Here is a 14,049-nt window from a genome sequence, read left to right on the forward strand (position 1 = left end):
AAAAAGAGCTTGTTTTACCCCATGCCCTCGAAGGTAGTTTATTATCTCCAGCAAAAGAGGAAAAACTCCAACCAGCTCGTCGTGCTTTTCCTGGTAAAAACGGTAAAATTCCCGAAGAGCTTCATCTTTCTTCTCTTTTCCTACTATTCTCTCTATTACCACATCTTCAGGTGGGCCATAAAGACTGACTATTTCGGAGGGAGTCATTTTCTTGTTTCCGTACTTTTCTGCCACCCAGGAAAAAGCTCCCCACAGAAGAGGAGAACTGGCTATTAGAGTGTTATCTAAATCCCAGATAAAAAGTTTAAACATTTACCCTCCCTATTATTTCTTGTATCGCATCAAGGAGAGTTTTCATTTCTTCTTCTTTTCCTATGGTAATACGCAGAGAATCCGGCCATTGGGGAAAATAACGAACCAGTATCTTTCTTTTCTTTAACTCTTCATAGAGAAACTTTAAATCTCTTCCCTCTTTCCTGGCCATGATAAAATTAGCCTGGGAAGGATAAACCAGAAAACCCAGTTTTTCCATCTCTGCGGAGAACCATTCCCGGGTAAATTTGATTTTTTCTACATTTTTTCTCATGTGTTCCATGTCTTCTAAAGCTGCTGCTCCTCCTGCTTGAGACAAAATTCCCACATTGTAGGAATCTTTGATTTTTAAAACCCCCCTCACTATGTCAGGATGAGTAAAAAGAAGCCCCACTCTAAGACCAGCCAGGGAAAAAGATTTGGAAAAGGTTCTTACTATTATGAGATTGGGAAACTTTTGAAGAAGAGGAAGAGCACTACAGGGGGCAAAATCAACATATGCTTCATCTACTATTACAGGACAAGAAGAAAGAGAAAGTAATTTTTCTATTTGCGATAGAGGAAGGAAGGTTCCAGTGGGGGAGTTAGGGTTGCAAACTACTTTTAATTTAGCTGGAGAGGTCAAAAAACTCTCCGGAAGAGAAAAATCTGGAGGAAAAGGAATCTCCTCTCTCTCTGCTTCTTGAAGAAAAGCTAATGTCCGATAAAGGGTATAAGTGGGGAAAGGATAGGCCACCCGATCTCCTTTATCTAAAAAAAGACGAAAAAGGAGGTTCAGAAGCTCGTCCGAGCCATTTCCTACTACTATCCAGTCAAGAGGAAGTCCATAAACTTCCTGAGCTCTTTCTCTCAGTTCTCCTCCTAAAGGATGAGGATAGAGAGAAATCTTGCCCAGGCCGAGAGCTTCTTTAATTTTTTTCTCTACGAGAGGTGAAGGAGGATAGGGATTTTCGTTGGTATTGAGTTTTATGTACCCTTCTTTTTCCGGTTGCTCACCAGGAATATATTCTTCCATAAAATTGATTGCCTCTCGAAAATAGCTCATTTCTTACCTCCCTTTCCCATCTGTTTCAAAATCTGGGTGCTTCTACCGCTGGGGTCATACAAAGTATAAACTTCAAGTAAGTTACGGAAATCCCCCTGAAAATCCAGACCGTAGCCTACCACATAGACATCAGGTATTTCAAAACAACAGTAATGTACAGGAACTTCTACAATCCTTCTTGCTGGACAATTCAGGAAAGTACAAACCTTAACGCCTTTAGGAAACCTCTTTTCCAGTTCTCGGGTCAAGAAATTGAGAGTCAAACCAGTGTCCACGATATCTTCTACAATCAAAACCTCTCTTTCTTTGAGGTCTATATCCGTGTCTTTTTCTATTTCCACTCGCAACAAACCTGGTTTAAATCCCGAAAGAGCCAAAAAATCCAGGTCAAAAGGTATTTCTAAGTTTCGAGTTAAATCTACTGCGAAATAAACCGCTCCTTTCAGAATTGCCACGAGTACCGGTCGTTTATTCTCATATTCCAGGGAAATATTTTTTGCTACTTCTTCAACCCTCTCCTCAATTTCTTCTCTTCCGAAAAGCAGATTCCCTAAACGCCTCTCATTCATTACTTTCTCCTTTTAAATGATTTAAAATATACTCATAATCCCGAGCGTAGACTACCCGGATTTTTACCTGGGGATAAAGCTCCCTCAGTCTTCTCACCTTACGATTTTTCTTCCGAGTTAATTTTTGCTTTTGGGTGGTTAGCTCAATAAAAAGGTCAAAGTCGGGAAGATAAAAGTCAGGAGCAAAAGCTTCACTGAGGTTACCCTCCTCATCCCACTCCAGGGGAAAGGTGCGTGGCTCATAAAGCCAGCGAACACCGTAAAAATCTAACACCCGGGCAAACTCTTCCTCTGAAGGGTGAGAAAAAGTTATTCTCTGTCCTAAATCCTCCCGGGGAAAAAGAGGTTGTTCCTCCACCTTTTTAGGCTGAGGAGGGGTCACCACTTTATCCTGAGCTTCCAGAATTAAATCGGTAGCCTCATTTACACCATAGAAATCAGTGTTAACCACTAAATGATAATAAACCGGATCTCTCCAGTCTATCCCGAAGGTTTGCCTTAAAAATCTTTCTCTTTGCTGGTCTTGTTCAGCGAGAATTCGACTGGCGGTTACCTCATCTTGCTGGTATTTCTCCATCGTCCGGCGCAAACGGGTAACCTGGGAGGCTACCACTAGAATATGAAAAGCAAAAGGACAATTCTCCAGAATCTTCTGCCCCCCTCTTCCCACCAGAATAAAGGGTTTCTTCGCCGCCCTCCGGGAAAGGAAAGAGCCCACTTCTATAATCCAGCGATCTCGTTCTTTCTCATCCTCTGGAGGATCAGTGGGAAATTGAGAAGAAATATCTCTCAAGAGAGAAACAAATTTTTCTTTACCCAGCAATTCCATTTTCAGTTTCTGAGAAAGCTTCTCGGCAATTTCATCTCCATAGCTTTCCACTTCTCGAGAAACGGTAATAATAGAAAAATTAGCCACTTTCTTTTCACCAGTTTTCTATTATACTATCAAATAAGAGAATTAGAAAAAAGGGGCAATGAAATGAAAAAAGTAAAAATAATAGTAATAATTGTATTGATGGTCCTCTTTATTTCGGTATCGGAAGGGAAAGAAAGGGCTCTGTTTATTGATTCTACTTCTTCTCAGGTCTTCACACCTCTTCGCTCATTCTTAGAAAGAGGTGAAAGATGGGAATGGATAGAAATATCTCCTGCTTTGCAGGGGGCAGAAGGTCTTGATTTCTCTGAGCTTCAAGAGAAATGTGACTTTTTATTCCGGGGTTACGAAAGAGACGATCTGCTATTTTTTGAGGTTATAGATTTAAAGACCTCCTCCAAAATCCTGGCTTTAGTGAGAAAAAAAGAAGACGAGGATTATATGTTAGAAGAGCTAAAAGAGAAACTGGCCAGGGAGTTTACCTTTCATCGAGAAATCAAAATCATCTTTGTGAGGGAAGAATACGGGAAAAGTTCTATTATTTTCTCCGACATAGAAGGAAGAAGGCAAATTCCTGTCTATACCACCGAAGAAGCCTATATAGAAAGTCCCCTCTTGTCTCCTGATACTCGCTACCTGATATTTGTTTTAGACAGGGGCTGGGGGAAAGGGATTTATCGGCTCAACTTAGAAAATGGAAAAGTGGAAACATTGAGCGTGACTGATTTTAAGGATTACTCTCCGGCTCTTTCTTCTCGAGGCCATAAAATAGCCTTTGTCTCCGAACGAAAAAATAAACAGAGTATTTTCCAGATGAATATAGATGGCTCTTCCCAGGAGCCGCTGATAGAAAAAGATAATCTCCTCCAGTGGCCAGCTTTTTCCCCTGACGATCGATACCTGGCTTATTGTGAGCTAATTAATGGGCAGTGGTCATTAAAATTGCATGACCTTCTAACTCAGGAGGAAAAAGATTTTGATTTTCCTTTAAACGTAAAACAACCTGTTTTTGCTTCAGGAGGCAAGAGAATCATTTTTGTGGGAGAAGAAGGGGGAAATTCAGACATATATTTATTAGATTTAGTAAACCAGAACTTAACCCGTCTCACCTACGATAATTCCCCCAAAGAAAATCCCTTTCCCTCTCCTGACAACAATTGGGTGGCTTTTTCTTCCCAGAAGGAGGGTAATAACTGGGATATATTTCTATTAGATATGATGAAGGGAACAACAAAACGTCTCACTTCTTCCTGGGGTCGAGAAACTCATCCCAGTTTTTCTCCCTTCCCGGTTTACTAAAAAACAGATTACCATTATAATTGTAGGGAGTTATGTTTAATCGGGGAGAAGAGATAGAACTCTGCCCTTCCAATATTGCTTTTTTGCATTTTTTGTCCCCGACTGTAAGGAGTTTGCTCTTTATCAAAAGTTAAAAGAAAGCAAAAGAGCCATAGAAATAGCTCTTTTAATTATATGTACTGATTGCAACTGGCGATTGCAACTGGCGGGAGGTCAAAACTTTAAAGTATACATTACCCCGAGAGTTAGAAGTCTGTTCTGGTAATTATTTGAAAGCTTTGTGGGGAGTCCGGGAAATGCCTTCCCTGTTTTTAGTCAACTCTCAAATATGGTAATAGGAAAAGGAGAAGGGAACCTCAATACCAAAAAGACTCTGGCTGGCCTCCCCAAAACGAATAATAATAAAACAATCATAGAAAAAACAGCTCTTCCTGCATCTCGGGATTCTGTTACTGACTTATAAAAAGAAAAGGAGAAAATACCATTCCTGAAAAATGGGAAGAAACACTAAAAGACCTCTGGGAAAGGAAAATAACTCCTGAGGAAGCCAAGCAAAAACTGCGAAATTACCCCTTTGAAGACTTAGGGTTTGCTAAAATTGATTATCATCGAGGTATTCGCAAGGGATTTCCCGAGGTAATTTTCTGTCCGGGAAAAACTAAAGAAGAAATCCTAACCATAATGCAAAAATTAGCTACGGAATATCCCAATATTTTAGCTACCAGAGCTAATGAAGAGATTTATGAGCTGGTTAAATCGTCCCTGCCTGATGCTCGTTATCATCCCGAAGCCCGGGCCATATTTTTGGAGCGAGAGCCTCGAGAGAAAAAGGGAAAAATCGCTTTAGTGAGTGCTGGGACTTCTGATCTACCCATAGCCGAAGAAGCTGCTCTTACTGCTGAGATTGCGGGAAGCAAAGTAGAAAGAATCTTTGATGTAGGCATTGCCGGCCTGCATCGCCTGTTACCCTATCTTCCCAAACTGTGGGAAGCCAACGTCATCATCGCTGTGGCAGGTATGGAAGGAGCCCTGCCCGGGCTTCTTGCCGGGTTGGTAAATAGGCCTATTATTGCTGTCCCTACCAGCACTGGATATGGAGCCAATTTAAGAGGAATTACTCCTCTTCTTACCATGCTCAATAGCTGCTCTCCGGGGGTAGCGGTGGTAAACATAGACAATGGGTTTGGAGCTGGCTTTTTAGCCCATATGATAAATCAATTAGCTGAAGGGGTGAGATAATTGGGTAATTTTCTTTATCTGGATTGCTTTTCAGGAGTGAGTGGAGATATGTTTTTGAGCTCTCTTTTAGATCTGGGAATTTCCCCTTCTCTTTTTATTTCCGAAATTAAAAAGATATCAATCCCTTTTGAAATAGAAATAGAAAAAGTCCAGAAACAGAACATCTCCGCCACTCAAGTTAAAATAAGAGAAGAAGAACACTACCATCATCGCCCGGCAAGAGAGCTAATTCGCATCATCCAGGAAAGCCCTTTTCCCCCTTCTATAAAAGAAAAAGCTCAGGAAATCGTCTGGAAAATTGCTGAAGTAGAAGCCAAAATTCATGGAGCCGACCCCCAGGAAATTTACCTTCATGAAGTAGGAGGAGCAGATACTTTGGTAGATGTAATAGGAGTGTTAATGGCGCTCCATATGTTAGGAATAGAGGAAATTCGCTCTTCCCCCATTCCCACAGGTCACGGCTGGGTCGAAACTGCTCACGGTCGACTTCCTATACCCGCTCCTGCTACTTTAGAGCTTTTGCGAGGAATACCTGTTTATTCAGGAGAAATAGAGGGAGAGCTAACCACTCCCACTGGAGCAGCTCTTGTATCTTCCCTGAGTGAATCTTTTGGTGATTTACCCCCTTGCCAGATAGAAAAAGTAGGCTATGGAGCAGGAGAAAAAGACTATCCTCACCCCAACGTTTTGCGAGCTATAATGGGGAAAAGAGAGAGTCGCCTCAAAGAAGAAAAAAACCTGATGATAGAAACCAATATCGACGATATGTCTCCTCAGGTTGTAGAATACCTCACCGAAAAGCTTTTTCAAGCAGGAGCTCTGGATGTTTTCATTACTCCCATTTTTATGAAGAAACAAAGACCGGCTTTTCAGCTCTCGGTAATTGCCCCTCCCTTCCTGAAAAGTAAAATAGAAGAAATAATTTTAAAGGAAACTACCACTCTGGGAGTGAGAGAATACCAGGTAGATAAATACTTCCTCCCTCGAGAGGAGATAGAAATACTCACTCCCTGGGGTAAAGTGAGAGGTAAACTGTCTTACTGGGGAGAAATGGTTAAAATTACTCCGGAATACGAAGATTGCAAAAAAATAGCCGCCCAGGAAAAAATACCCCTTCTTCAGGTAATACAGGAAGCCCAGAGAGAAGGAGAAAAAATCGCCGAAGGGAAATGTTTTTAGCCTGACTTGCTATTTCCTCTATAATAATTCTCATTTACCTCCACCGGCTATTACAAAAATCTAATACTCCCGAGAGCTTTTATCAGCTGAACACAGGGTAAATTCTGATGTTATTATTTAGCTTCCCTTCCCGGTTATAGTATCCTGCAAAACCTGTCGTAATTGCTACCCTTAGTGGAATAGAAAACTATGATGGAAATTTGCCGTTTTACCCCAGATCATTGATTCTCCTTTCGACGATTAGGCATGTTGACTGTATTTTACACCTCAAAGATACAAAACCAGTAGCCTAATTTGATAAACAGGGTATCACCGAATCTGGAGTAATTTAATTCCTCATATTTTTTCACAATGAAAGGAATTAGGTATTGACTTTTTCCGTTGTTTTGAACTATACTCATAGTAAGATTATTTCACAATGAAAAAATTAGGGTGTTACTAAATGTCGAGAAGCCAAAAATCTTTAAACAGCACCCGTGTGGTTCGTTTATTCAATGTTAATTCCCTCTTAAGAACCCTCTACCGTGAGGGGGGTTGCTCACGAACTAAGTTGGCCAAAGTTACTCACATGAGTCCTGCCACGGTAAGCAGAATAATATCAGAATTGGTAGACCAACAAATAATTATCGAAAAAGGAACAGGTAAATCCAGTGCGGGACGTAAGCCGACGATCCTTCAGCTTAACTATGAAAAGATTTATATAGCCGGTGCATGTATATCCCGGGACCAGGTGGGTTTGGCCATCGCTGACCTCAAGGGGAAAATGCTCTCTAAGAGATATTTCCAGCCCTACTCTTTAGAGCCTGAATCCCTGATTAAGGAGCTGGTGCATGAACTTAATCTGTTGGTCCAGGAGGCTAGCATCAACCAGGAATATATCCTGGGGCTGGGACTGGCAATCTCGGGTATCGTAGATAGCGAACAAAAGACTCTGGTGCGTTCAGTTAACTTAGGCTGGCGGGAAGTGAAAATTGGAGAAATTCTGGAAAAGGAGCTGGAACTACCGGTATTAGTAGAAAACGATGCTAACGCAGCAGCACTGGCAGAATTGTGGTTTGGTGGAGCTACTGAAGTAAGAAATTTTTTATACATTAAAACTGATACCGGTGTGGGGTCGGGCATAATTTCTGAACGCAATTTGTTGACCGGTCCCCGAGGAATAGCAGGAGAAATTGGCCATCTGTGCTTTATACCAGATGGTAGAAAATGTCGGTGCGGCTTACACGGGTGTTTAGAAACGTATCTGTATGCTCCTGATATTACGAGAAGATATGAAGAGAAAACAGGTAAACATTTAGAAAGCATTTTTCATCTGAAGGAAAAAGTTCAGGAAGGTGACTCAGTAGCAAATAAAATAGTGGATGAGGCCGCAGAAGCACTATCTATTGCCGTTTTATTCGCTGCTGGCCTGCTTGACCTGGATTTAGTAGTCATTGGAGGTGCATGGGGAGCGCTGGGCGATGACTTTTTAAACCTCATCAGAGAAAAAACTATGGATAGATGGGAAAGGTCTGGTATCGGTAGGATAGTTCCGGTAACCGGATCCCAGCTGGGGGAGTCGAGCGACCTCCTAGGCGCGGTGGGTCTTGTCATTCACCGCTGGTTAGCCTCTCCCATATAATCGAGTTGCCCGGATAGAGATAGTGGATTTATCAGCCTTTGCTGATTATCTAAAAAAACAACGGAGGTGATGTTAGAAATCAGGAAAGCATCTAAAAGGATAGTGGAGTTAGGCAAATCGTGTTAGTTTCGTTAGAAGACAAAGGTGCCTGATTTTAGAGTTTAAAAGGAGGTGTACATATGTTCAAGAAATCTCGAGTGATTTCGATTTTACTGGCTGCTTTTCTGGTGGTTGCGGTTGTGAGCGGGCTATCAGCTCAGGAACAGATTACCCTGAAGGTTCTCAACTATCTAGACCTTACCTCACCCGGCACAGAAAGAGAAATTAAAGAAATCTGGGAAGCTTTTGAGAAAAATAACCCTGATATCAAGATTGAGCGCGAAGACCTATTCGGAGAACCTTTCCATCAAAAACTGGAAGCCTATGCTGCAGCAGGTAACCTTCCCGATGTCATTTATATGTGGCCTGGTGCGCGTTCTGCAACACTGCATGATAAAAAACTGGTAAAAGACCTCGCTCCCTTCTTAGGTGATATGGCCGATGAGTTTGTCCCCGCTGCAGTAGACCCTAATAACCAGCGTGGTAAGTATTTAGCTATGATTCCGATAGGAATAACCGCCACTCATATGCTTTATACAAACCAGGAAATGTTGAATGATTTAGGCCTTAATATGCCTGAAACCTATGATGAACTAAAAACCATGGTTCCCAAGTTACAGGAGGCAGGTAAGGATGTAGTTATTATGGGCGCCCAGGACGACTGGGTAATACAGTCTGTTCTTTTCAGCATGATTGTCGGGCGCTTAGCGGGTGATGCGTTTATAGATAAGATTCTCGCTGGAGAGGCCAAATTCACTGATGAACCATTTGTATCTACCCTTAAATTCTACCAGCAACTTTTTGATGATGGTGTGCTCACCCCAGACATTGTTATGACTCCCTATGGAACATCACCTGCACTGTTTGCAGCTGGCGAAGCACCATTCACAATCGATGGTGACTGGAGAGTGGGAGCATTTCTCACTGACCCTGCGACAGGTGAAGCACTTATTCCACCTGAAAAACAAGATAACATCCTCCTCACCATTTTTCCCGCCATTCCTGATGAGGTAACTCCCAATAGTACTTCTATGGTATTAGCCACCGGATTCGGCATGAGCGCTGCTATACCAGATAACTCTCCTAAGGAAGAAGCAGCTTGGAGGCTTATCTCCTGGCTCGTATCTCCTGAAGTGCAAAAGATTCGTCTGGAAACTGGTGCTGCTATTCCCTCCAGAAAGGGAATAACCGCCGAGGGCTTAGAACCTCTCGTCGAGCAGCGACTTCGCTTCTATGAAAAATATGTGGGAACTTATGTGCTCGATGATGTTCTACCACCTGAGGCATATATGCCAATTAATGTCGGACTCCAGGAAATCGCACTGGGAATGTCCACCCCGGAAGATGTAGCTGCCAAAGTTCAGAAAGGTTATGAAGAGTGGATAGCAGGGTTAGAGGAATAACACAAAAGTAAAGAGGTAAGCAAACACACCCTGAAGCGATCCTGCACCATAAGAAGAGACAACCATGCAGGGTCGCTTCTTTTCCATCAATCTTGAAACACTGACCTTTCATTTTCAGGTGGAATAGCTGAACAGACACTCTACGGAGGTGAAGGTGGTGAAACCATCACGTCATAGCACAAAGAGTGAAGAACGCCGGGCATACTGGCTATTAGTTTTGCCCGCCGTAGTTATATACTGGGCAGTTACGGCTTTCCCGCTTTTCTTTTCCATTATCTTAAGTCTGACCAACTACAGTGGTGGACCAATATTTGCTTTTGATTTTAAATTCGTAGGCCTCAACAACTATATCCGTATGTTCAAAGATCCCTATTTCTGGATTTCCCTCAAGAACAACGCCTATATAATACTAGTTTCGGTTTTCGGACAAATACCCCTGGGTTTTATTTTTGCTTATGCAATTTTTAGAAAGCTGGTCCGTTTCGGAGACTTCTTCCAAACTATGATTTACCTGCCAGCTGTGATTTCACCCATCGTAGTTGGCATTTTGTGGCAGACATTTTTCTCCCCTTATGGTCCGCTTACCAAAATAGTGCAGCATTTCAAGCCCGGATGGCGAAGCACTTTCCTTCTCGATCCCAAGCGGGCTATCATACCGGTCCTTTTTGTAATATTGTGGATGTATACTGGAACTTACCTGATTATTTTTTTAGCTAACTTACAAAAATTTGAACCCTCCATTCTGGAAGCAGCCAAAATTGACGGAGCTACCGAATTCCAGACTCTCTGGTACGTCATACTTCCCGCTCTCTCAGGGGTGATTGTAACTACCGTTATTCTTGCCATTTCTGGCTCTCTGAAAAGCTTCAACCTTATTTTCGCCATGACTGGAGGCAACCCTGCTCGGAGAACATCAGTATTAGCTCTCTACATGTATGACACCGCGTTCCGAGGTGCGCCAAACTATCCTATGGCCAGTGCGATTTCCATGTTCATCGTCATGTTGAGCATCATATTGATTATTTTTACCAAGGCAGTAGAAAATCGGTATGGAGGCAGGGAATAATGAACAATACAGCAACACCTCAAGTAAAGAAAAGACCAGAAGAGATTGGTATTTTACCCCAGACAATCATGTATTTAATACTTTTTGGTTTTACCATATTAACCTTATACCCCCTTATATGGATGGTTATAAATTCTTTTAAAACCACTCAGGAGTTTCTCATAAACCCCCTGGGGCTACCCAACAGATGGTTTTTTAAAAACTATCCCCTGGCCTGGCGTTTAGCCAATTTTTCTACTCTGTTTCTCAACAGTATCCTGTATACCGGCATATCGACTATCGGCATAATCTTTTTTTCACTGGCGGCTGCCTTCGCCTTTGCTAAAATCAAATCAAAGGCTACCTCCTTCCTGTATGGAGGCTTTCTGATAGGAATTCTGTTCACTATCGAATCACTTATGATTCCCTTGTACCTGATGTCTTTCACTCTTGGCTTAACTGATACGCGTATTGGCGTCCTGATCCCCTACATCGGGTTAGGCCTTCCCATTGGTATCTATCTTTGTACTGAGTTTATAAAAAGCCTACCTGATTCGGTAGTAGAGGCAGCCAGAATTGATGGAGCAAGCTATTTCAAGATATTTCTCTATATCATCATACCCATGGCCAAACCAGTGATTGCCACAGTGGCCATAATGAATGCTCTGGGAATCTGGAACGAATTCATGCTCATAAATATTCTTGTCTCCCGCAGTGACCTCTTATCGTTGCCGGTAGGAATTATGAAATTTTCAGGAGCGTTAGCTTCTGACTATGGTAAACAATTTGCTGCTCTGGTTATTGGAACAGTACCCACCGTTAGCTTTTACCTTGTTCTCCGTAATCGTATTACTCAAGGTGTAGCAGCCGGAGCAACCAAAGGCTAAAAATTTCCGGGTCACCCCCATTCATTACTGTTTAAAAAGGAGGAAAAAAGATGAACCACAAAGAAGCAGATATTACAAGAACCTCTCTACCCTCTTTTAGAATTTACCAGTTAGGTAGCGAAAAAGCGGTAGAGTTCGCTGCAGATGAACTTAAAAAATATCTTCAGCGCATCCTGGGTAAAGATACATCAGTAGTTCTGGAAAAAAAAGAGAATTTTAATCAGACAGTAAAGGATGTCATCTGGGTGGGAACAAGCGAAAAATTCCATTCCGACCTGGGTCTCGAAGTCCAGAACCCGGAGTTAGATGATGCCATTGCCATCGAGATAGAAGGTGGTAGCGGTACAATCTCCGGAGTGAATCCCCGTAGCGTACTACTGGGAGTATATCGGTTTTTAACCGAGATTGGTTGTCGATGGGTCCGACCTGGACTCGATGGAGAAATACTCCCCTCCCGGGAAAGCCCCGATTTTACAGTTCAGATAAAGGAAAGGGCCTCTCACCGCCACCGGGGAATCTGTATCGAGGGAGCAGTAAGTTTAGAAAACGTCCGCCAGATAATTGACTGGGCTCCCAAAGTGGGATTCAATGCTTACTTTATCCAGTTCCGGGAAGCTTATACTTTTTTCGAACGGTGGTATACTCATCGACATAACCCCTTCAAACAGCCTGAACCTTTCTCAGTAGAGAAAGCCCGGGAATACACCCGGGAACTGGAGGAGGAAATAAAAAAACGAGGGTTACTCTATCACGCCGTAGGGCATGGCTGGACCTGTGAGCCACTGGGTATCCCGGGCTTGAGCTGGGAGCCCGGCGATTATCATGTCCCTCCTCAATATGTGGGCTACTTAGCAGAAGTAAATGGAAAACGCGCTCTCTGGGAAGGAATTCCTCTCAACACCAACCTTTGCTATTCCCAGCCAGAAGTGAGAAAATTAATAGTAAATGAAGTTGTCGCCTACCTCCAGGAACACCCGGAGGTTGATTTCCTCCATTTGTGGCTGGCTGATGAGTCTAACAATAATTGTGAATGCGACGACTGCCAGAGGGCTCTTCCTTCTGATTTTTATCTCCAGATTCTCAATGAGCTGGACGAAGCCCTCACCAGAGAGAAATTAAATAATAAAATAGTGTTCCTCGTGTATTTCGACCTTTTATGGCCTCCCAGAGAGACTCGCTTAAAAAACGAGGAGCGCTTCGTGATGATGTTTGCTCCCATCACCAGGACTTATCAACATCCCTACCCTGCCACTATGCCTGCTCTGCCTCTTCCACCCTATAATCGGAATCATTTACAGTTTCCCACAACTGTAGAGGGAAATCTCGCTTTTCTAAGAGAGTGGCAGAATATTTTTTCTGGAGATAGCTTTACTTTCGAGTATTACCTTATGTGGGAGCATTATACTGACCCGGGGTATTATAAAATCGCCCGGCTAATCAGTGAGGATATAAAAAGTTTGAAGAGCCTGGGCTTAAATGGCCTGGTTACCTGTCAGGTGCAGAGAGCCTTTTTCCCCACTGGACTCCCCTTCTACCTTATGGGAAAGTTATTGTGGAATGACAGGCTCATCTTTGAGGAGGTGGCAGAAGACTATTTCTTGAGCGCTTTTGGTTATGAGGGTAAAAAATGCTATGAATATCTCAAAAACCTCTCCCGGCTTTTCACCCCCCTGTTTCAAGAAGAAAATCTTGAAGAAAAAGAGATATACGAATATGGAGAAAAGATTGAAAAGCTCATCAAAGAATTCCATCCGGTTATCGAAAAAAATGCCCGGGGAGACTGCATGACCAGAGCTCAATCATGGCAATATTTAGAATACCATGCCGAGCTTTGCTCTCAACTGGCTAAAATATTGATAGAAAAGCAAAAAGGAGATAAAGAAAAAGGTAGAGAGCGGTGGGAAGAGCTTAAAACATTTCTCCAGAAAGAAGAAGATCAGATGCAGCCGGTATTCGACCTTTTTGAATATATCGAGACCATGGAGCGAAAGATATTGCCAAGATAAGGTAGCAAGCTTTTTTTATAATTTCGACAGGAAGCCATATTATAGCAAACCGCAAAATCCACAGTATACTCTTTCCTCCGTGCTCTACTCATCTTTCACAATTAAGACATTGTTTCGGATAATTACACCCCGGGATGTCTTTGCGAGCACTTTGCATCAACTTTTCTTTCCATTCGGAGAGAAATTACAACAGGTTTTGTGAGGCTACTATTTTCGCAAAGACAATACTAGATTAAGGTCAGGTTAAATGGTAAAATCCAGGTTGCAAAGTATTGATGTAAAACGTAATATAAGTTATATAAAAAAGTAAAGGTCTAAAGATAGATACGCATTTTTTCAGCAGCTTTCTAATGGTTTTATGAGAATACTGAAATCAAAAAGCAGATATTGAGGCACACCACCCAGAAATTTACATCCCCCGTTAGCAGTAAAATCAGGCGGACCAAAAGTCTTTAGGCTCTGGAAATAAAT

Annotated in this window: 12 protein-coding genes; 8 read left to right on the forward strand and 4 right to left on the reverse strand. The window is 42.4% G+C overall.

Features of this window, described 5'->3' with window-relative positions; translation table 11 throughout:
• The 4 genes from GXZ17_RS09045 to GXZ17_RS09060 all read right to left on the reverse strand — a co-directional run.
• Window positions 1–312: HAD family hydrolase (locus GXZ17_RS09045; protein WP_409376961.1), on the reverse strand; the 312-nt coding region annotated here is incomplete at its 3' end.
• A complete protein-coding gene (gene hisC, locus GXZ17_RS09050) occupies window positions 305–1,357 on the reverse strand; it encodes a histidinol-phosphate transaminase (protein ID WP_409376962.1) in 1,053 nt (350 codons plus the stop codon). The genes hisC and GXZ17_RS09045, both read right to left, overlap by 8 nt.
• The gene (gene hpt / locus GXZ17_RS09055) at window positions 1,354–1,926 is read right to left on the reverse strand and encodes a hypoxanthine phosphoribosyltransferase (RefSeq protein WP_409376963.1); all 573 of its coding nucleotides are present in this window, start codon (window positions 1,924–1,926) and stop codon (window positions 1,354–1,356) included. Before hpt ends, hisC begins: the two co-directional genes overlap by 4 nt.
• Entirely contained in the window at window positions 1,919–2,842 is a 924-nt protein-coding gene (locus tag GXZ17_RS09060; RefSeq protein ID WP_409376964.1) for a cytidylate kinase family protein, read from the reverse strand. The genes hpt and GXZ17_RS09060 overlap by 8 nt, the downstream gene beginning before the upstream one ends.
• A gap of 63 nt (window positions 2,843–2,905) precedes the next feature.
• Here GXZ17_RS09060 and GXZ17_RS09065 point away from each other — a divergent pair, with 63 nt between their 5' ends.
• The 8 genes from GXZ17_RS09065 (at window position 2,906) to GXZ17_RS09100 (ending at window position 13,578) form a co-directional block, all read left to right on the forward strand.
• A complete protein-coding gene (locus GXZ17_RS09065; RefSeq protein ID WP_409376965.1) occupies window positions 2,906–4,099 on the forward strand; it encodes a hypothetical protein in 1,194 nt (397 codons plus the stop codon).
• 597 nt (window positions 4,100–4,696) lie between these two features.
• Window positions 4,697–5,338, forward strand: coding sequence for a nickel pincer cofactor biosynthesis protein LarB (gene larB, locus GXZ17_RS09070; RefSeq protein ID WP_409376972.1), 642 nt, complete (start codon window positions 4,697–4,699; stop codon window positions 5,336–5,338).
• A complete protein-coding gene (gene larC / locus GXZ17_RS09075) occupies window positions 5,339–6,517 on the forward strand; it encodes a nickel pincer cofactor biosynthesis protein LarC (protein ID WP_409376966.1) in 1,179 nt (392 codons plus the stop codon). It begins immediately after the preceding gene.
• A gap of 442 nt (window positions 6,518–6,959) precedes the next feature.
• Complete coding sequence (locus GXZ17_RS09080) at window positions 6,960–8,138, forward strand: ROK family protein (RefSeq protein ID WP_409376967.1); 1,179 nt, start codon at window positions 6,960–6,962, stop codon at window positions 8,136–8,138.
• Window positions 8,139–8,317: 179 nt separating this feature from the next.
• Window positions 8,318–9,640, forward strand: coding sequence for an ABC transporter substrate-binding protein (locus GXZ17_RS09085; protein WP_409376968.1), 1,323 nt, complete (start codon window positions 8,318–8,320; stop codon window positions 9,638–9,640).
• A gap of 154 nt (window positions 9,641–9,794) precedes the next feature.
• Complete coding sequence (locus GXZ17_RS09090) at window positions 9,795–10,706, forward strand: carbohydrate ABC transporter permease (protein WP_409376969.1); 912 nt, start codon at window positions 9,795–9,797, stop codon at window positions 10,704–10,706.
• Window positions 10,706–11,572, forward strand: a complete 867-nt coding sequence (locus tag GXZ17_RS09095) for a carbohydrate ABC transporter permease (RefSeq protein ID WP_409376970.1) — start codon at window positions 10,706–10,708, stop codon at window positions 11,570–11,572. The genes GXZ17_RS09090 and GXZ17_RS09095 overlap by 1 nt, the downstream gene beginning before the upstream one ends.
• Before the next feature lie 50 nt (window positions 11,573–11,622).
• On the forward strand, window positions 11,623–13,578 hold the full coding sequence (locus tag GXZ17_RS09100; protein WP_409376971.1) for a DUF4838 domain-containing protein: 1,956 nt from the start codon (window positions 11,623–11,625) through the stop codon (window positions 13,576–13,578).
• Window positions 13,579–14,049 lie beyond the last annotated feature (471 nt).

It is taken from the genome of Candidatus Sordicultor fermentans (assembly GCF_012728195.1).
GTDB classification, from domain to species: domain Bacteria; phylum Atribacterota; class Atribacteria; order Atribacterales; family Caldatribacteriaceae; genus Sordicultor; species Sordicultor fermentans.